The organism is Halobacteriovorax sp. RT-2-4 (genome assembly GCF_047085445.1).
Classification (GTDB): domain Bacteria; phylum Bdellovibrionota; class Bacteriovoracia; order Bacteriovoracales; family Bacteriovoracaceae; genus Halobacteriovorax_A.
Genome location: NZ_JBKIXY010000002.1, coordinates 714383 through 731348, shown reverse-complemented (window position 1 = coordinate 731348; position 16966 = coordinate 714383). Strand labels below are relative to the sequence as shown.

General features: G+C 37.1%; 21 protein-coding genes. 12 read left to right on the top strand and 9 right to left on the bottom strand.

Features of this window, described 5'->3' with window-relative positions:
- Positions 1–44: 44 nt before the first annotated feature.
- Complete coding sequence (locus ACMAYL_RS13965; protein ID WP_412471270.1) at positions 45–1079, top strand: murein L,D-transpeptidase catalytic domain-containing protein; 1035 nt, start codon at positions 45–47, stop codon at positions 1077–1079.
- Here the strand turns inward: ACMAYL_RS13965 and ACMAYL_RS13960 are convergent.
- The 3 genes from ACMAYL_RS13960 to ACMAYL_RS13950 form a co-directional block, all read right to left on the bottom strand.
- The gene (locus tag ACMAYL_RS13960) at positions 1076–1945 is read right to left on the bottom strand and encodes a mechanosensitive ion channel family protein (protein WP_158246862.1); all 870 of its coding nucleotides are present in this window, start codon (positions 1943–1945) and stop codon (positions 1076–1078) included. The genes ACMAYL_RS13965 and ACMAYL_RS13960 overlap by 4 nt on opposite strands.
- 63 nt (positions 1946–2008) lie before the next feature.
- Positions 2009–2902, bottom strand: coding sequence for a patatin-like phospholipase family protein (locus tag ACMAYL_RS13955; RefSeq protein ID WP_103217932.1), 894 nt, complete (start codon positions 2900–2902; stop codon positions 2009–2011).
- On the bottom strand, positions 2877–3605 hold the full coding sequence (locus ACMAYL_RS13950) for a hypothetical protein (RefSeq protein ID WP_412471269.1): 729 nt from the start codon (positions 3603–3605) through the stop codon (positions 2877–2879). Before ACMAYL_RS13950 ends, ACMAYL_RS13955 begins: the two co-directional genes overlap by 26 nt.
- A 122-nt stretch (positions 3606–3727) precedes the next feature.
- Between ACMAYL_RS13950 and ACMAYL_RS13945 the strand changes: the two genes are divergently transcribed.
- Entirely contained in the window at positions 3728–4180 is a 453-nt protein-coding gene (locus ACMAYL_RS13945; RefSeq protein WP_103217934.1) for a PPC domain-containing DNA-binding protein, read from the top strand.
- A gap of 3 nt (positions 4181–4183) precedes the next feature.
- A complete protein-coding gene (locus ACMAYL_RS13940) occupies positions 4184–4708 on the top strand; it encodes a PepSY domain-containing protein (RefSeq protein ID WP_103217935.1) in 525 nt (174 codons plus the stop codon).
- A gap of 3 nt (positions 4709–4711) precedes the next feature.
- Here the strand turns inward: ACMAYL_RS13940 and ACMAYL_RS13935 are convergent, their stop codons facing one another.
- From ACMAYL_RS13935 to ACMAYL_RS13925, 3 genes are all read right to left on the bottom strand, one after another.
- Positions 4712–5266 carry a hypothetical protein gene (locus ACMAYL_RS13935; RefSeq protein WP_412471268.1) on the bottom strand — a complete coding sequence of 185 codons (555 nt, stop codon included), beginning with the start codon at positions 5264–5266 and terminating at the stop codon, positions 4712–4714.
- 42 nt (positions 5267–5308) lie between these two features.
- Positions 5309–5506, bottom strand: a complete 198-nt coding sequence (locus tag ACMAYL_RS13930; protein ID WP_103217937.1) for a DUF2892 domain-containing protein — start codon at positions 5504–5506, stop codon at positions 5309–5311.
- 80 nt (positions 5507–5586) lie between these two features.
- Positions 5587–6189 (bottom strand): 2OG-Fe(II) oxygenase, encoded by a 603-nt coding sequence (locus tag ACMAYL_RS13925; protein WP_103217938.1) that lies wholly within the window; start codon positions 6187–6189, stop codon positions 5587–5589.
- Positions 6190–6328: 139 nt separating this feature from the next.
- Here ACMAYL_RS13925 and ACMAYL_RS13920 point away from each other — a divergent pair, with 139 nt between their 5' ends.
- Together ACMAYL_RS13920 and ACMAYL_RS13915 are read left to right on the top strand one after the other, a co-directional pair.
- Positions 6329–6742, top strand: coding sequence for a VOC family protein (locus tag ACMAYL_RS13920; protein WP_103217939.1), 414 nt, complete (start codon positions 6329–6331; stop codon positions 6740–6742).
- Positions 6743–6825: 83 nt separating this feature from the next.
- Positions 6826–7197, top strand: a complete 372-nt coding sequence (locus tag ACMAYL_RS13915) for a hypothetical protein (RefSeq protein ID WP_392993215.1) — start codon at positions 6826–6828, stop codon at positions 7195–7197.
- Between the two features lie 12 nt (positions 7198–7209).
- Here the strand turns inward: ACMAYL_RS13915 and ACMAYL_RS13910 are convergent, their stop codons facing one another.
- Positions 7210–8520: a sensor histidine kinase gene (locus ACMAYL_RS13910; RefSeq protein ID WP_103217941.1), complete on the bottom strand. Its 1311-nt coding sequence runs from the start codon at positions 8518–8520 to the stop codon at positions 7210–7212.
- A gap of 184 nt (positions 8521–8704) precedes the next feature.
- Between ACMAYL_RS13910 and ACMAYL_RS13905 the strand changes: the two genes are divergently transcribed.
- From ACMAYL_RS13905 to ACMAYL_RS13880, 6 genes are all read left to right on the top strand, one after another.
- Positions 8705–9310 (top strand): phospholipid scramblase-related protein, encoded by a 606-nt coding sequence (locus ACMAYL_RS13905; RefSeq protein WP_158246863.1) that lies wholly within the window; start codon positions 8705–8707, stop codon positions 9308–9310.
- Positions 9311–9583: 273 nt separating this feature from the next.
- Positions 9584–10357 (top strand): nitroreductase family protein, encoded by a 774-nt coding sequence (locus ACMAYL_RS13900; RefSeq protein ID WP_412471267.1) that lies wholly within the window; start codon positions 9584–9586, stop codon positions 10355–10357.
- Between the two features lie 57 nt (positions 10358–10414).
- Positions 10415–11182 (top strand): efflux RND transporter periplasmic adaptor subunit, encoded by a 768-nt coding sequence (locus ACMAYL_RS13895; RefSeq protein WP_103217944.1) that lies wholly within the window; start codon positions 10415–10417, stop codon positions 11180–11182.
- Positions 11183–11184: 2 nt separating this feature from the next.
- The gene (locus ACMAYL_RS13890; RefSeq protein WP_103217945.1) at positions 11185–12426 is read left to right on the top strand and encodes an ABC transporter permease; all 1242 of its coding nucleotides are present in this window, start codon (positions 11185–11187) and stop codon (positions 12424–12426) included.
- Positions 12426–13097 (top strand): ABC transporter ATP-binding protein, encoded by a 672-nt coding sequence (locus ACMAYL_RS13885; RefSeq protein WP_199177540.1) that lies wholly within the window; start codon positions 12426–12428, stop codon positions 13095–13097. Before ACMAYL_RS13890 ends, ACMAYL_RS13885 begins: the two co-directional genes overlap by 1 nt.
- A gap of 69 nt (positions 13098–13166) precedes the next feature.
- Complete coding sequence (locus tag ACMAYL_RS13880; protein ID WP_412463380.1) at positions 13167–13820, top strand: hypothetical protein; 654 nt, start codon at positions 13167–13169, stop codon at positions 13818–13820.
- A gap of 36 nt (positions 13821–13856) precedes the next feature.
- On the opposite strand, the gene ACMAYL_RS13875 is transcribed toward ACMAYL_RS13880, so the two are convergent.
- Positions 13857–15800, bottom strand: coding sequence for a methionine--tRNA ligase (locus ACMAYL_RS13875; RefSeq protein ID WP_412471266.1), 1944 nt, complete (start codon positions 15798–15800; stop codon positions 13857–13859).
- Between the two features lie 33 nt (positions 15801–15833).
- On the bottom strand, positions 15834–16316 hold the full coding sequence (locus ACMAYL_RS13870; protein ID WP_103217948.1) for a methylated-DNA--[protein]-cysteine S-methyltransferase: 483 nt from the start codon (positions 16314–16316) through the stop codon (positions 15834–15836).
- Positions 16317–16440: 124 nt separating this feature from the next.
- Here ACMAYL_RS13870 and ACMAYL_RS13865 point away from each other — a divergent pair, with 124 nt between their 5' ends.
- Complete coding sequence (locus ACMAYL_RS13865) at positions 16441–16962, top strand: peroxiredoxin (RefSeq protein WP_103217949.1); 522 nt, start codon at positions 16441–16443, stop codon at positions 16960–16962.
- The last annotated feature ends 4 nt before the right edge of the window (positions 16963–16966 follow it).

Here is a 16966-nt window from a genome sequence, read left to right as displayed (position 1 = left end):
CCTCCGATAAGGTATTGAGAGATTTCTTTGAGAGGGGGGAGACGGTGAGAAAGGTTTACTTGATGCTTTGTATGCTGGCCGTACAGGCTTATGCTGATGCCGTTGTTGTAAATACTTACGAGAAAATTTCAACCTCAAACTATGTCGAAGAAGTCACTAATCAAGTTAATAATGTCGTCGATGAAGCAATTGAAGATATGGAAATGGACCCTGTTTCAAATCCTGAAAGTGCCGTCACTTGTAATCCAAATACAGCTATAGATAATCACGCTCCTGAGGCAAAGAGAGTTCTTGAAGAAGGACTTAAGTTAGCAGAAGCTGCCGCAAGAGGAGAGGATTGCCAATTCTATCAAAGATTTATCGATCAGGGTGTTCCTATCGAGGCACTTAAGCAGTCACTTCTTTATTATAAAGAGAATAAGAATAAGTTTAAGAATAAAAATTACATAACTATTGCTGACTACTCTCAGAATTCTAAAAGGAAACGCTTTTTTCTACTTGATATGAAAACTGGTGATGTGAAAAGTTTTAAGGTTTCTCATGGTAGTGGAAAAGTTAAAGGAGTTACTTACGCTGATGCAACAATTGCTGATAGTGGTAGAGTGACTAGGGCATCAAATCATGTTGGAAGGTTAGTTCGCTGTCGTGTTCCTGCAAGGGCGAAACCTCAACATGACCAATGGGCGATGACGAGACCAGGCTTTTTTAAGACAGGTGAATTCTATATGTCTAGTAGTCACGACGAAAGAGTAAAAGGTGAGAGAGGATGGCCAACTTTCAAAGCATCTGGAAGAAATTATAACGGTATGCGATTAGATGGTCTTTCAAAAGGTGTAAATGATAAGGCCCGATCGCAAGGTGTTGTGATGCATGAGGCTTATTATAACCGCGGTAATATTATGGGAAGAAGCTTTGGTTGTCCTGCATTCGTACCAGGTGAGGGGCGAGAGATCATGGAGAAAATCAGTAACGGCTCCCTCTATTATTCATATGTTCCTAATGAAGGATGCCGTAGTGATTATAACAAGGCCCTGGGCGATGTTAAGGGTTGGGAAAGAATGTGTACAGGACGTGATTAGCCCTTATTAACATCAAGTGGATTGGAAAACTCAATTGTACGAATTGGAAATGGAATTGAGATACCATTTTGATCGTAGTACTTTTTAATATTAATAACAGCTTGGTGTCGTGCTTTGTAAAAGGCCACTCCTGTCTTGTAGTGAATCCAAACTCTTGCCGTAAGATTAATTGAACTGGCCCCAAATTCTTCAAAGAACACTTCGACTGGAACATTTTCAAGTCTTCCTTCGATTGCCTCTAGTGCTTCTCTAGTAACTTTTTCTACTTTCTCTAAATCATCATGATAAGAGACACCAACGGAGATATCTACTCGACGTTGTGGGGTACTTGTGTAGTTGATAAAAGGTTTTGTGAACATATCTTTATTTGGAATAAAGACTTCAAGACCTTGATATGTTGTAATCCCCGTCGTTCTTAATTCAATATTTGTAACCTGACCAACGATCTTATCAATTTCGATAATATCTCCAATTTGATAAGGCTCACGAAAAGCAATCAGAACACCTGAAACGAAGTTTGCAGCAATTTCTTGGAAGGCAAAACCTAAGGCCAAACCAATTACCCCGGCCCCTGCAAGAATTGATGTAACGGTTTTTTCAAGACCGATAATTTCTAGTGCTGTAAATATTCCGACGACGATAACGATGACATTTGTCGTTGTTCCAAGAATCTCGTTAACTGATTTTTTATAAGAAACTTTTTGGAGAACTTTCTTAACTAAGTTTCGAAGAGTTTTTCCAAGATAGAAGAAAACAAATAGAGCGACGATAGCAACGATCAAATTAGGAATATTCTTAATAAATGCTTCGTACCAAAAAGTTAACTTTCCAGAAATAAGTGTAAAAACTCTATTTATATCAAACAATGTAAACTCCATTTAAATTATTTCCCTAAATTTTATCGTATTTAAAAGAAATAAAAAAGGAGCTTATTTGATTGAAATCTTTGCAAGCTTTTCTTTATAAAGATTTGAAATGACTTTAGGAACCTTAAATGGAATTGTTTCGATTATAAGCTTCTTAAAAAATTCAATATAACTTGCCCTGCGATACCATGTTAAGCTTGAAAGATTTTGAGTCATTGGCCCGTAGCCTTCATTGATTAACTCTTTAATACACTTTGAATTATCGAGTCTGTTGTATTTACTTAAGTCGAGAGAGAGGATGATGTCAGCATCTTGAATTTGCTCCCTTGTTCTAAGGTCTATTGCAATATCCATAGCATTACTTATGATCGCAAATGTATCATCTGGTTCCTGATATTTTTGTACACCATTCAAATCCACCGCAACGATAATACCCGCGCCCATATCTTCTAGAGGGGAAACCGGAACGTTCTCTGTGATACCTCCATCAACAAGAGTTCTACCATCGATTACTTGAGGAATAAATGCACCGGGAACACAGACAGAAGCACAGAGCGCATCCGCAAGATTACCCTTATAGAAAACAACTTGCTCTCCAGTTGAGATGTCTGTTGTACAAATTGCTAAGGGAATCCTTGCATCTTCAATATTCACATCTCCTAAATCTTTGATGATCATTTCTCGTATGGACTTCGTACTAAAAAATCCTTTCTTTGGTATTGTTAAGCTTATTGTATCTTTATAATTGAGCTTATTGGCCAATGCTAAGAAGTCATCGTAGTTCTTACCAAATGCGTAATAGGAAGCGATTATTGCACCGACACTTGTTCCTGATAAGTAGGAAATAGGAATTCTTTGTTCCTCAAAAGCTTTTAAGACGCCTATATGTGCGATACCTTTTGCAGCACCACCACCAAGAGCAAGACCAATTTTAGTATTTAGAAAGTTCCATCTCATATTCTAATCTTATAGGAATATGAGGGACATCTCCACATAAAATTGTAATACCTCTCTCTTGAAGAAAAGCGGCTTTTTTATCGAGAGAGTGGGAGTATTTAAGGGCGAAAATATTTTTTCTTAAATATTTGTTTAGAAGCTTTCTTGGTGATTTAAGGCCTAGTTTATTGGCATGTTCGATATAGAAGGGAGTCAGAAATGAGCTGCGCCCAAGTGATTCAAGAACATGCTTTAACATACAATTGTAATTTCCATATTTGCTTTTATCAGAGATCTCATTCTCGATATATTCAACCATTCCTAAGTAATCTTCATTTTTTAGTTGTTTGGATAGCTCGGAGCGAATCTCTTTAATATCGACTGATTCAATATCACTATATTTTAAACGAGGAGCATGTAGCTTTGTTTCAATTTTTGGGGCCTTACTCATTTCGATAAAATCAAGGCAAAGAATTGGAATACCAGCAGTTCTGTATTTATCTAAACTTAGATTTAAGCTCTTTGCATAGATACGTGAGATCTTTTCTGCAAATATTAAGCTATTAGATATTTTCCTGCTTTCTGAATTTGAGATTTTTGAATAGATTTCACGACGTTGGCGATTGTTAGAGATGGCCGCATCGAGATGCTCTTCAAAACATTCCATGGCCATTGTATCTTGGGCCAAGTTTAGGAAAACAAGAATGAAAAGAAGCGCTTTCATGCTCTAGTACTACCACTAGGCCAAATTTGAGTAAAGTGAGCATAGAAGTTTTTCAGGGAGCAACGGGTCGAGACTTTGGTGGTGAAATTGTTATAATTAGTCTGTAAAATCAGGAGCTTACCATGCAATATATCAAGCAAGAAGAATGTTACTTAATTAAATTATATAAGGATGAAGATCTTTTCACATCTCTAGAGGAATTCGCTGCTGCAGAAGAGCTGGGGGCGGGGATGTTAAAAGGCATTGGTGCTCTGAAAGACGTTGAGCTAGGCTTCTACCATCTTGATACTAAAACATATGACCGAAAAGAATTTAGTGGTGATTATGAATTATTAAGTCTTGATGGGAACTTGTCTCATTTGGATGGAAAACCATTCTTTCATATTCATACGGTTTTAGGTGATGAAGATTTTTCTTGTAAAGGCGGACATCTGTTTCGTGCCACTGTTGCGGTTACTACAGAAATCTATTTCTTTCCAATCATGCAAAAAATTGAAAGAAAGATGGATGAAGAAATCGGCTTAAACTTATTATCATTACCACAAGCTTTTTCTCGATGTGGAATTAAAGGATAGAATATGAAATTTAATCGCCCATTTTTTATTAAGATTCACCTATACTTATCGGCCCTCGCTTCGCCGCTACTTTTGATGATGGCCTTTACAGGTGTTTCTTACTTATTAGGTTTTAAAGGAAGTGAAGTTGTTGAACCTATAAAAGTTGTACAACTTTCAAAATCTGAACTTACGAAAGAAAATATTTCAGTTCAATTAAATGAAATCGATGAAAGCTATGACTTTGCCTATGTTAAACAAGTTGGAGATGGTGCAATCACTAGACCAACAACTCGTGACTACTATAAATTCCAAATAAAAGAAGATGGAACACATATCTCTCATGTTAAACCAAATCTTCTAAAAAGATTGATTGAACTACACAAAGGTCATGGCCCACAATTTCTTCGTTATATTGAAAAGATTATTGGGATTTTTTTACTGCTAATTATTTTAAGTGGATTGTACTTAGCTTATACAATGAAAAAGGAAAGAAAGATCGTAGGGATTTTATTTCTTATTGGACTAAGTGTTTACCTTTTTATGTAGAGGTTATTTAATCCATCTTGTGAAGCGCTCGTGATTGCTTAATCTCTTATTTTCTTTTTGGATTTTAAGCTTCACGCGCTCTTGTAAACTCAAATTTTCATAAATTGGAGCTTCTATAACCTTTGTATTGTCTCCAAACTCTAAAGTCTCAAGATCAATATACATAAGCTTACTTTTAGTTATAAAGAAATAGTTAAGTTGCCATTCAAAGTGATAGCCGTATGGAGCGGTCAGTTCATTTAGGCGAATTTGAATTTCGGAAACTTTTTTGGCCAAATCCTCATCAATTTTTTCTTCAACAAGCCTTGCAAGTTTTCCGTTAGGAATGTCATAGAGAATGAGTGAATCGGTTTCTTTTAGTAGGGTAGGAAGTTCAGGAAATTCCTCATTAAATCTTCTCATCAATGGAAGAGCTTCAGGTTCGATTTCATTTTTTAAGAGCACCATATAATTCTCTTTTTCATATTTCATGAAAAAGAAAAACTTACTTCTTTTGTCGATATAAAGTGTAATACCATCAAAGCCCAGCTCTGATTTAATAAGCTCTTTTGGATCCAAAACAATGACCTCTCTTTATGAGAGTATATCATAGTTTATTAGTTAGTGGGCCTTCTTCGATTTACGTGTTGAGAATCCAAGCATTGAATAGCCCGGACAAATTCCAACTGCGCCAGTAATTAGAGGTATCAAACCGATAAGACCCCAATATGTTTTGGGACCGACAAAGACAAGTGAGATTAAAACTAACCCTGCAATAACTCGAATCACTCGATCAGCATTTCCTTCATTCATTTTCATAGATTACTCCTTCATTTTCACTATCATTATAAATTTTTAATCTGTAGCTAGAATGAAGTAATGTTAAAGAATTTTAAGAGTTATGCTCTAAGCCAACCGGTTAAAGAAAGCCTTGGCTTAAATGCTGGGAGAACTTCGTGTGGAAGGTCTTCAGAAAGAAAAATTAAGATTCTTCCAAGCATTGGATTAATGCGAGCAACTTCTTGATCTTGATCGTCGTGATGGTAGATAACGACTTCACCACCATCACCATCATTCATATCACTTAGATAAAGAATAACACTTAAGCGCCTTAGGCCTCTTCCACGGTGTTGATCCACATGCTTGCGATAAAATGCACCTTCATCATAACAAGCAAAGTGGCCTTCATATGAGCGAATACCTAGGTAGAAAATAGGATTAAGTAAATCTTTAAGATCATCGAGAAATTTTAAATATTCTTGTAGTGCCGGTGGATGGTCGGCCATGTCTCCCTCAATCCAAGAAGTGAGGTCTCCACGAATCTTTTCATCTAGGCGCTTTGTTAGCTGTCGTCCAACTTTGGCTTCTTGAAAGTCTCCAATGTGAAAACGTGTCTGGGCCTCGTCCTTTAAAGAACGAGCTAGTTCATTTGAAATAAGCGTATCACTCACGTAGTATCGTTTCTCAGTTAAGGATTCGACTAGCGTTTCAAGCTCTTGCATTAAAATGTTCTCACTAGGCCTAGGGCCTTAAAAGGTGACAGGAAGGATTGGTCACCAAAATAATGGATAAAATCATTTAATCCTAAAGGCTATCTAAGTCAATTTAATTGTTATAACATAAATAGAAATAGGATAAATCATGATCAAGGCACTTTCACATTTAGTCATTACCTCTAAGAATGTTACGAATATTTCGAACTTTTTCACTGATGTCTTCGGTGTTGAAGCGCATTTTGCTAATGAAGACTTTGCTGATTTTGTTCTACCTGACAAAAGCCGTGTGGCCTTTTTTCGTCCAGTAGGTAAAGCTTCTAAGTTCTTTGAATTAGTCGAGAATCCGGCCCAGGTCTCATATGGTGTCACTGTTGAGGATGTTGATGACTTCTACCATAAACTTATGGCGCAAAAGGCTAAGTATGAATTTGAAGTGAGTGGTAAACCAAAAGATCATCCGTGGGGAGAAAAGAGCTTTCTTTTGATTGATCCAGATGGAAATCGTTGGGAAATAACGCAGTCACCCAGTGATGATGGTCATCTCGTAAATATCTCATAATTAGATGAAATCTATATTTTTAATATAATTGATAACTGAACGGCCTCGCGGTAAATAAAGCCTGTGTTTATGTGGAGGTCGTTATGAAATCAGTTGTTGTTCTTTTATCAGTTATTCTTTTAAGCTCGGTCATGGCCTGTCCAGAGTTGAATAATGTTGATCTTGCATCAAGCTATGATCGTGATGAATACACTGAAGTTTACTCTGAGAGACTGCCAAAATTATCAAGAGAGGAATTTGCTAAGTATACAGAATTAGCAGATTTCGAATATGAGTACTGTGCAGACGCCCTAGAGCTTAGAAGAGTAGAGGCGACACAAACTGGCACTGTGTACACAATCGTAGTAACTGTTGAAGATAGCTGCGATGGTGGTAATTCTTATGGAAATATTTTCGATGAGTCTGGAAGTAAGATTCTAGGTAGCATCGGCGATTCGTATATTGCTTGTTTCTAATTTAGAAATAATTCAGCTTGCTTTGGGTATCTTTATCACAAAGCAAGTTGTTTTCTTATTTGGTTCTAAGAATAATTCCCCTTGATGCTTCTCTAAAATCCCTTTTGAAATCGATAGTCCTAATCCCGTTCCTTTCCCAACTTCTTTAGATGTATAGAATGGCTCAAAAATCTTATTTCGAAGATCAAGATTGATTCCGGGGCCAGAATCCATTACATAAACTAAAACGGAATCTTCTGTATTTTTTACGGAGATATCAATCCAAGCAGATTCACTTCCTTCAACGGCATCATAAGCGTTATTTAAAAGATTAATGAAGACTTGAGATAATTGGACTCTATCTACATTTACTTTTATGTTAAAGGCATCGTCGTCGAGATCAAATTTAAGTATAACCCCATGGGCCCTAAACTTCTCTGAACAAATGGCCGTCGCATCAATAATAATATCTCTAAGGGGAATAACTTCTTTTTTTATCTCACCGCTCTCTCGAGAAACAACTTTCAAGCTAGAGATAATGCGAGTAATTCGATCAATTGTATCTAGGATACGATTGATATGAATATCATACGCCTCTTTATTCATCTCACCGATACTTAGAAGTCGCTTGATCTGATAAATTGAGCCGTAAATAACTGTTAAAGGATTATTAATTTCGTGAGCGATTCCACCGGCCATTTCACCAATTGCACTTAGACGAGAACTATAGATAAGATTTTCTTTAGTGCTATTAAGCTTATCCATTGTTTCCTGTAAGGCAATCGACTTATTCACTTCACTTCGATAAGTGCGATCCACAAGACTAAGAAGTCTGTAGAAGAGCAGACTTAACATAATCATAGTCAGAGAATGAATTATGATAAGAGAAGTTTCTGGCTCATCAAGAAGTAAGTAACTTGAAGTAACATAGCTAATAATAGCTAAGAGAGTTATAAGTCCACTATAGATATGTTTACCAGTAACTTCAAAGAAAATATTATTGCTGGCAACGATCATAATGAGGTAGAGATACCAGAACGGTGAAAATGGCCCATCAACGATATAGATTGCAAAAGGACATAGGACACAAATTGCAAAAACTTGTCTGAAGATTTCAATATATAGAGAGTTCTTAACTCGAATACTTATTTGAGAAATTGTGAGATTGAAAATAAGGAAAGCGAAGATTCCAAAGAAGCTATTTAGTCTTTGTGAGATTTGATATTCGTAAACACCCACACAAATTGCAAAGAGCATTGCAAACGGTCCAAGAGTATAATCCATAATTCTCAAGATATCTTTAATACTCTCTGTAGGTCTTTTCGGATTTATTCTTAAATTCATTCTTTTCCTAACTAATTGAAGTCATTATAGATTTACCGCATTAATAAACTGAGTTCAATAATATTTAGATGAATTTGAAGTAATGTAAGGGTAGAGATTCGTACTTTTTCTTGTGAAAGTAACAAGTTAGCACAGAAGTTATGTTAAAATCTGTTCTTAATTTATTAAGAATATGAGGGGAGAAATGGATTTAAATCAGCATAATAAGCTATTGGTACAGCAAGTTAGAGAGAATTGGGAGCTTTTGGGCTATGAAACAAGAAATAAGTATCAATTCTTAGATGAGGCGCAAAACCCTATTGGCTATGCGGCAGAACAACAAAAGGGATTCCTTGGCTTTATCATGCGCCAGTTCCTGGGTCACTGGAGGACTTTTGATCTGCACTTCTTTGACCAAGCTCGTAATGAGTATATGATTGCTAAGCATCCATTTTGCTTCTTTTTTCAGCGTCTTGAAATACAGGATCTGAATGGGCAGTTGATTGGTTCTCTTCAGCAAAGATTTTCTTTAATAACAAAGAAATTTGATGTCTTGGATGCTCAGGGAAATGTCATTATGGAAATGCGCTCACCAATTTGGAAGCCATGGACTTATCCTTTCTATTCTCGAGGGCAAGAGGTTGCACTTGTGTTGAAAAAGTTTTCTGGACTATTTTCAGAGATGTTTACTGATCGAGACAACTTTGCCATTGATTTAAAGAGTCAGACACTTACGGAGCAGGAGAAGAAAATTATTCTCGCGACTTCGATTTTCATTGATCTCGTTTATTTTGAAAGAAAAGCAAAATAAAGAGAGTTCTTGTAAGAAAGAAATTGTTTACGGATAAAGTTGATAATTCTATTTTGTGAAAATGAATTGTCGACTTTGCCGTTATGCAATCTCTATTTCTATCCTTTGGTGGCGCTAGTGCGCCTTTCACACATTATTAGTTAATAATAAATTTCGATCTATTTTTTTAAAAAATTTAAGAGGTAATCATGAAAAAGATTATTTTATGCTTTGTTATATTAGGACAAAGTGATTTTACAAATACGAACTATATTAGAAGAGAGGATTCGTGCCATGAATGACTTTATTCAACAATTACATTCTCATCGTTCAATTAGAAAATTTTCTGATAAGGATATTTCACAAAGTGATTTAGAACTCATTCTAAGTGCAGCAGCAAGCGCATCAAGCTCTGGAAATATGCAATCCTTCTCAGTTGTTGTGACAAAAGATAGAGCAATGAAAGAGAAGATGTACCAGGCCCACTTTGAGCAAAGTATGTTAATGGATGCTCCAATTTTTTTAACATTCTGTGCTGATTTCTATCGTATGAGAAGGTGGCTTAAATTAAGTGAGGCGGCCAATAACTTTGATAATTACATGAGCTTTATGATTGCTTCTATTGATGCCATTCTCGCTAGTCAGAATGCGGCATTAGCAGCTGAAAGTCTTGGAATGGTACTCTGTTATATGGGGACAACGTTGGCCAGTGCTGGTGAAATTGGTGAGATCTTAGCGTTGCCTGAGAATGTCGTTCCTGTCGTAGGCTTTGCTCTAGGCTATCCAGATGAGGCACCTGATTTAAGAAAGAGGCTTCCACTTGAATCTCTCGTTCATTATGAGAAATATCATAAATATTCAGATGAAGAAGTGCTAGAAATATATCGAGAAAGAGAAGTCGAGGGGATGAAGCGTTATCGTGACAACCCACGATTAAATCAAATGATTAAAGATGTCGGAGCAAAGAATTTGGCCCAAGTCTATACACAGGCGAAATATACAGAAGAGTCCCATCTTAAATATAGTGAAGATTTAATTGCTTATCTTAAACGTCAAAATTTCTTTTGATATTGGCCACTAGGGTATGCGAAAATAAATAAAAAACGTGTACCCTAGGAGTATTGCTTGAAAAAGATATATATATTTATAATCGTCATTATCTTTGTCGTCTCTGCGATACTTTTAAGAGTTTTCTATTTTAAAAATAATTATGAATTAATCTCCCCTAAAAAGGGTGATGTTGTGGAGGCCATTTATGGCCTCGGACGAGTCGATACAGATAAAGAGTTTAATGTAAAAATTGGAGTCTTATCTCTTGTCGAAAAACTCTATGTAAAAGAAGGCCAAAAAGTTAAAGAAGGTGACCGCCTTGTTAGCTTCGATGGCCGTGTTCTATTTAAAGCACCTTTTGATGGTACGGTTACTCTCGTTGCAAATAAAGAAAAAGAAGTTGTACTTCCACAAGTGACAGTTCTTAGAATGCAAAATCTTAATGAAAAATTTATTGAAGTTTCATTAGAGCAAGAAGCTGCACTGAGAGTTATCCCAAATCAAAAAACAAGAATTATTTTTGAAAGCCAGTCCCAAAGAAAATATGAAGGTTATGTAAAAACAATATATCCAAGGGAAGGAGAGTTCATCACGCGCATCGAGGTGAAGGGGTTGGAGAAAAGTATTCTTCCAGGCATGACTGCGGACGTAGTAATAGAAGTTGGAAAGAAAAAAGGTGTTCTTCTAATACCTGTAAAGGCGATAAGTAACGGAAAGGTTCTTCGTATGCGAGATAAGAAGAGGGAAAAAGTCGAAGTTGTTACAGGAAATAATGATGGAATGTGGGTTGAGGTTATCTCTGGAGATATTAAGCTTTCCGATCTACTTTTTATCAAGAGGTAGTCATGCTGTTCTTGTCGATGAAGCAACTATTTTCTAAAAAGAAGCAAACTCTTCTTATTCTGTTAGGAATTAGTTTCGGTACGATGCTCTACGTTGCTATCTCAGGGATTCAACTAGGACTTAGGCAGTATATCATTAAGGCCCTTTTAAATAATACCGCTCATATCCTGATTTCAGGAAAAGAAGATCTTATTGATCGTCCTCTTGTTAATAAGTGGTTTTATGAAAATAAACAAGTTGATTGGATAACTCCTCCATATGGAAAGAGAAGTGAATCAAAATTAGAAAATTATCAAGGCTGGGCCGATCGTCTTTCTCATCATCCAGATGTCTATGACTTTAGCCCCCGCTTAACAATACAGGTTATGTTAAAGCGTGGTGATCTTACTCACAGTATGGGGCTCATTGGAACAAATGCCAGACGACAAATCAGAATTAGTGATATTCCTGATTACATGGTGGAAGGTGATTTTTCGTCACTTGCCAGTGGAGGAAATAAGATCATTCTTGGTGCCGCTGCTGCTGAAGAAATTGGAGCACGTGTTGGTCAGTATGTAGAGGTCATAGCGGGAAGCCTAACACATAAAAACTCATTTAAAATCGTAGGCCTCTTTTCTTTCGGAGATGATCGAGCAGATAAGTCCATAGCATTCTCTCACCTTGAAGATGTACAAAAACTTAATAAGACACCTGGGCGAGTCTCTGAAATAGCAGTTTCACTATTCGACATGAATAAGTCACAAGAGCTTGCTGATCAGTGGTCTCTATTAAGCCATGATAAAGTTGAAGACTGGAAAGAGTCTAATCCCATGTTTATGGAAATGATAATGATGCAAGATATAGTTCGCTACTTTATTACAATTGCCATTCTCATTGTAGCTGCCTTTGGGGTTTATAATGTTCTAACAATTATGATTAACCAAAAGCGAAAGGAGATCGCTATTCTTCGCTCTATTGGCTATGGCCCCAAACGAATTCTTGAGCTTATTATGTATCAAGGCATATTCCTTGGTGTAAGTGGTGGAGTTGTTGGGCTAATCCTGGGATTCATCATTTGTCGAGCTGTCGAAAGTATTGAGTTAAATATAAATATTGGTGGCGATAATCACTTACTTATGGATTATACACCTTCAACGTATATCATTGCATTTGTTGCGGCCCTTGTTGCTTCGCTGGTTGCAAGCTTTCTTCCTGCTCTATCAGCAAGTCGAATGACTCCAATTGATATCATAAGGGGCGAGTAGTGATAAAAGCTGAAAGTATAGTTAAAGAGTTTGGTGATCCTCCACAACGTATTCTTCACAATATCTCCATGGAGATAAATAAGGGAGAGTTTGTTTCTATTTCAGGACGTTCTGGAAGTGGAAAATCAACCCTTCTTTATATTATTAGCTCCCTCGATGAACCAACATTTGGCCATATTTATATTGATGGAAAGAATGTTACTCATATGAGTGTTGATGAAATTCATGAGTTTCGAAATCGCCACATTGGTTTTATTTTTCAATTCCACTACTTACTTCCTGAGCTGACGGCCTTAGAAAATATTCTATTACCTCCTCGAAATCTTGGTCTCTTAAAAAAGTATGAGCCTCGTGCAAATATGCTACTTGAAAAACTCAATATTCCACATACTCGTAATAAGCTTCCAGGGCAACTATCAGGTGGTGAACAGCAACGAGTTGCTATTGCTAGGGCCCTTATTATGGAGCCAAGTTATATTTTTGCGGATGAACCTACGGGGAATCTCGATACGGCAAATGCTGAGATTGTGATGAATATTTTAAAAGAAACTAATAAAGAGAAGGGAACGACAATTGCTCTGGTTACTCACGATCCTGATTATGCTGCTATGGCAGATCGAGAGATTTTCCTTGTTGATGGCCATGTTTCAGATACTTACACCGGTGACTAAGAATTATTCACCCATTAGAAATCTTACCTTATAGCTTATCTCGATCTATTTTTTTGATAAATTTAAGCTATGAAAACACTAAGCCCAAAACTAAAGAAAATTGTTCTAACGGGAGTTCTTTTACTCTCACAACTAAATCAAGCCGCGACATTTATTCAGGCCGAAGAGACTCCTTATAAGTATATTAAGGCAACGGAAATTGTTAATGACCGTTATATCTTCGAAGAATGTCATGGGAATAGAGAAGAGCTTAAATGCCGCAACCTCTTTTCTGATTACAGAACTTTTGCAAGAAGTGACATTAAGAAGATGGCCGATATGAATGGACGCCACGCTCTTTATGCCGCCGGTGCTGATGTCGCAATCTTAGCAGTTTCTGCTTATCTTGGGTTGATTATTGGAGCAAAGGCCACGGCCGCTTACTATATTGGAACAGGTGTGAGTCTTGATGGTGGTGTTGCCGCTGTTGGTGGGTTCTTCTTTGGTGTACCATCGGGAACGGCCGTGGGGACGACATTTGCAGCAGGCCTTGATGAGCTCGATCCATTTGTTCACAGAGATATGTCAATTGCACTTGAGCAAGTTATCGGCGTTGCTGATAGCGACGATCTTGACGATGTGGAAGCAAGACAAATTGATGAAGGGATGATTGTTGAAATTGAAGATATTAATTTTGAACAATTAAAAAATAAAATTAAAACTCAGCTTGAAGATATTGATTAACAAAAAAGGCCTCAAACGAGGCCTTTTCTTTTATCTCTACTCAGCATCAACTGCTGGGAAGTATTCTGCTTGTTCCCCAATTTTATGATTTGCAGGGAAGTCTTTTGCAAGCTCATCAATCGAGTAAACACTCTCAGGAAGATTTAAAGATACGCGAAGCTTCTCCATTGTCTCCGGCGCAAATGGCCTAAGCATTACTAAGATATTTCTTAGAATGTAGAAACAAGAATAAAGAGCATCAGTTCTTTCTTTCTCATCAAAGCGGTCATCGTGAGGCTTATACTGATTAAATAGTCCGTTAATAATACGAGCATAGTTTTCAAGGGCACCAAGTGCTTTTGGGTATTCTCCCTTTTCCATGAATTTCGTATACTGTTGAACAATCTTAAGAGTTTCTTTTTCTGTCTTACCAATAAGCTCACCCTTAGGAACCACGCCACCAAATTGCTTATGACAAGCAGAGATTGGTTTTTCAAATGAAGCGTTCATTGGCCCTGCAAGGAATGCATTCTTTGCTTTGAAAACTTCAAAATCAAAGTTTGATGCTTTCTCTGAAAGACTTAGAGTTGATAGGAAGTAGCGAACTTGGTCTGCTGTATATCCCATCTCATCAATTAGCTGATCACCTGTGTAGAAGTTTCCTTTAGACTTACTCATTTTCTCACCATTAATTTGTAGGTGGAAATTAGAGAAGACATCAGTTTGTTGGAATTCACCTTTAACTGCTTGTCTCATTGGGTCTTCTTGAACACCAAACCACATCGCTCCCTGCATAAGAACGTAGAAGAAAACGTTATCAGTTCCAAGGAATTGGAAAACCTTTGCTTCTGGATCAGTCCAAAATTCTTTATGAAGTTCTGGATCAAGTCCTTTCTTTTTAAGGGCAACTTTTGTAAATGAGATCGGTGCAATTAATGACTCTGGCCATACATATAAAGTTTTACCTTCCATACCTGGCTCAATATCTGTCGGAACAGGAATTCCCCATGAAACATCACGAGTAATTGCTCTATGTGCCCAACCATCATTTAGCTCACACTCAATTCCTGCATCTTCAAGAATTTTCTTTCCTGTTGCAAGATCTGCAAGATTTTCAAATTGAACTAGAACTTTTCTTCCTGGAGCATAACGGCTTTTATGAGTTGGAAGAGATTCTTTAATTTCTTTATATGCTGGCTCAGATTTATTTGTGAAAGTTACACATGGATAAACTGTACCAAATGCTTCTTGAAGAATAGGTTTTCTCCAAGTCTTCTGCTTTGTATTTAGCCACTCAATAAGTTGGTCAGTTACTTTCCACATATTTAGATACCAGTGATCAGTATCTCTAAGCTCTGGTGTCGCATCACTTACAGCTGAAACAGGATTCTTTAACTCATGTGGATCGTAGTTTTTGCCACAAACATCACACTCATCACTATATGCTTTAGTATTTGAGCAGTCTGGATTTGGACAATCACCCTGAACATAGCGATCAGGTAGGAACATATTAAGTTTTGGATCAAACCATTGCTGACTTGTTCTCTTATCTAGCATTCCATTAGCGTGCATTTTTCTAAGAAAATCCTGACAAAGTTCTTTATGAGCTTCGTAATTCTCTTCTCTTGAAGTTCCTGTATAAGTATCAAGACCGATTGAGTAGCGCTCCATTGTCTTAGATTGCTTTGCATGAACCTCACTAATGAACTCTTGTGTTGTTTTACCAAGTTTCTTTGCAGCTACTTCACTTGTTGATCCATGATCGTCAGTACCACAAACAAATAGTACGTTATCATCACCAATCAGTAGCCTCATCCAACGCGAGTAAATATCTGCTGGTACGTGGGCACCTGCTAGGTGACCAATGTGAACTGGCCCGTTTGCATATGGCATACCTGCTGTAATAACAGCTTTCTTTGGTCGACTTACACGAGATAGGATTGTTGGAATGTCCTGCTTTGGACGCATGTCTTTTTTGTTTTCTTTTACTTCATTATTCATAGGGAATAATTTAGCATTGCCCTGCGTTTTCGTCTATATAAAGGTACCTTCAAGATTGAGAAGGGCCTCTTTAGTTTGTGCTCCTGCAACGTATCCTGAAAGTTCGCCCGACTTGGCTATGACGCGGTGACAAGGAATTATTAAACAAATTGGATTTTTAGCATTGGCACTACCAACTGCTTGCACAGCGTTGGGGGAACCAACTTTATTTGCAATGTCTGAATAGGTTGTAACTTCACCGTAGGGTATATCAAGAAGCTGGGCCCAAACTTGTTTTTGAAAATCTGTTCCCTTGCTAATACTTAGAGGAATTGAAAACTTCTTACGACTACCTGCAAAGTATTCCTCAAGTTGATCGTGGGCCTCATTGAGATATTTTACAATCCTCTCGTCGTCTTCGTAATGAGGACCATCAAAATCTTGCTCTTGCCAACCCAGGTATGAGACACCGTTTTCATTAGCACAAATATAAATCGTGCCAAATTTTGAATGGAATTCAATTTGTCTATCAGTCATGCCGTGATTATAGCACTATCAAATCTTAAAAAGAACTTATGTTTATGTGATCTGTTTTGAAGTTTATTGCGTATATATAGTTAAGAGAGATAAACTTAACCAATTTTTAATTTCTGGAGGAATTATGAAAGTAATCAGTCGTTTATTTATTGCAATGTGTATCATGTTCTCTTTTGCCCATGGGGAAGAAATTAAATTAGGTCAAAGTGTGCCAGAATTCACAGCAAAGAATCATGAAGGCAAAAACTTTTCAATCGTATCACGCAAAGGAAAGTGGACTGTTCTTTACTTTTACCCAAAGGCGGGGACTCCTGGTTGTACTAAGCAGGCATGTGCCTTTCGCGACAGCATTAAATCAATTAGAAAATTAGGTGCTGAGGTTTATGGGATCAGTATGGACTCTGTAAAAGATCAAGCTGCTTTTCACGAAGAGCATGCTCTGCAATTCGATCTTCTTTCGGATGAAAAAGGTGAAGTGACAAAGAAGTTTGGTGCAAAGATGGCCGTATTTAATATTTCAAAAAGATGGACTTTTATTATTGATCCAAGTTTAAAGATTGTAGCAATTGATCGCGATGTTGATCCAATGTTAGATGCAGATCATGTATCGAAGAAATTAGCTGAACTGCAGAAAACGAAAAAGTAATCAT

Coding starts and splice junctions, on each gene's coding strand:
- ACMAYL_RS13890 (WP_103217945.1), top strand. CDS start 11,185: ATGCTGTTCTTGTCGATGAAGCAACTATTTTCTAAAAAGAAGCAAACT.
- ACMAYL_RS13900 (WP_412471267.1), top strand. CDS start 9,584: ATGAATGACTTTATTCAACAATTACATTCTCATCGTTCAATTAGAAAA.
- ACMAYL_RS13940 (WP_103217935.1), top strand. CDS start 4,184: ATGAAATTTAATCGCCCATTTTTTATTAAGATTCACCTATACTTATCG.
- ACMAYL_RS13870 (WP_103217948.1), bottom strand. CDS start 16,316: ATGACTGATAGACAAATTGAATTCCATTCAAAATTTGGCACGATTTAT.
- ACMAYL_RS13865 (WP_103217949.1), top strand. CDS start 16,441: ATGAAAGTAATCAGTCGTTTATTTATTGCAATGTGTATCATGTTCTCT.
- ACMAYL_RS13945 (WP_103217934.1), top strand. CDS start 3,728: ATGCAATATATCAAGCAAGAAGAATGTTACTTAATTAAATTATATAAG.
- ACMAYL_RS13920 (WP_103217939.1), top strand. CDS start 6,329: ATGATCAAGGCACTTTCACATTTAGTCATTACCTCTAAGAATGTTACG.
- ACMAYL_RS13910 (WP_103217941.1), bottom strand. CDS start 8,520: ATGAATTTAAGAATAAATCCGAAAAGACCTACAGAGAGTATTAAAGAT.
- ACMAYL_RS13905 (WP_158246863.1), top strand. CDS start 8,705: ATGGATTTAAATCAGCATAATAAGCTATTGGTACAGCAAGTTAGAGAG.
- ACMAYL_RS13925 (WP_103217938.1), bottom strand. CDS start 6,189: ATGCAAGAGCTTGAAACGCTAGTCGAATCCTTAACTGAGAAACGATAC.
- ACMAYL_RS13915 (WP_392993215.1), top strand. CDS start 6,826: ATGAAATCAGTTGTTGTTCTTTTATCAGTTATTCTTTTAAGCTCGGTC.
- ACMAYL_RS13950 (WP_412471269.1), bottom strand. CDS start 3,605: ATGAAAGCGCTTCTTTTCATTCTTGTTTTCCTAAACTTGGCCCAAGAT.
- ACMAYL_RS13955 (WP_103217932.1), bottom strand. CDS start 2,902: ATGAGATGGAACTTTCTAAATACTAAAATTGGTCTTGCTCTTGGTGGT.
- ACMAYL_RS13875 (WP_412471266.1), bottom strand. CDS start 15,800: ATGAATAATGAAGTAAAAGAAAACAAAAAAGACATGCGTCCAAAGCAG.
- ACMAYL_RS13930 (WP_103217937.1), bottom strand. CDS start 5,506: ATGAAAATGAATGAAGGAAATGCTGATCGAGTGATTCGAGTTATTGCA.
- ACMAYL_RS13880 (WP_412463380.1), top strand. CDS start 13,167: ATGAAAACACTAAGCCCAAAACTAAAGAAAATTGTTCTAACGGGAGTT.